The following is a 960-nucleotide window of genomic DNA, read 5'->3' as shown; positions in this document are numbered from 1 at the left end:
GGTCGAGCTCGACCGAGAGCAGCTTGAGCAGACCTTCGTGCACGGGATGGACGAAGCCCATGGCGAGCAGGACGAGCTCGGCATCCAGTTCGAACTCGGTGCCGGCAACCGGCTTGAACTTGTCGTCGACGCGGACGCAATGCAGCTTCTTGACCTGGCCGTTCTCGCCCGAGAACTTCTGGGTCAGCACGGCATATTCGCGGATCGCGCCTTCGGCCTGGCTCGAGGACGTGCGCATCTTCAGCGGCCAGTTCGGCCAGGTCAGGCCCTTGTTCTCGCGCTCGGGCGGGGCGGGCATGATCTCGAGCTGGGTCACGGACAGCGCGCCCTGGCGCAGCGAGGTGCCGATGCAGTCAGATCCGGTGTCGCCGCCGCCGATGACGACGACATGCTTGCCGCCGGCCAAAATCTCGGTGACGCCGTTCAGCGGCTCCTCGGAGACGCGGCGGTTCTGCTGCGGCAGGAAATCCATCGCGTAGTGGATGCCGGAAAGGTCGCGGCCGGGGATCGGCAGGTCGCGCGGGGCTTCCGCGCCGCCGGTCAGGGCGACGGCGTCATACTCGTTCAGCATCTCGCGCGGATCGACATTGCCGTCCGCGCCGACATGGCTGTTGTAGTGGAAGGTGACGCCTTCGCCTTCCATCTGCTTGACGCGGCGGTCGATGATGCCCTTCTCCATCTTGAAGTCGGGAATGCCGTAACGGAGCAAGCCGCCGGCCTTGGCGAACTTCTCGAACAGGTGCACGTCGTGGCCGGCGCGCGCGAGCTGCTGCGCACAGGCCATGCCGGCCGGTCCCGAGCCGATCACCGCGACCTTCTTGCCGGTCTTGACGGCGGCGACCTCGGGCTTCAGCCAGCCATTGTCCCAGGCGCGGTCGACGATCGCGCATTCGATGGTCTTGATGGTGACCGGGTTGTCGTCGATGTTGAGCGTGCAGGACGCTTCGCACGGCGCAGGAC

The 960-nt window shown here is 66.4% G+C and carries 1 protein-coding gene; it reads right to left on the bottom strand.

The features are described from left to right. Positions 1–960, bottom strand: a 960-nt coding sequence (locus AC1D00_RS42880) for a glutamate synthase subunit beta (RefSeq protein WP_477014889.1), incomplete at both ends; no start/stop codon positions are given.

The sequence above is a fragment of the Bradyrhizobium sp. P2_E8 genome (assembly GCF_056403875.1).
This window is presented reverse-complemented; position numbering and strand designations above follow the sequence as displayed.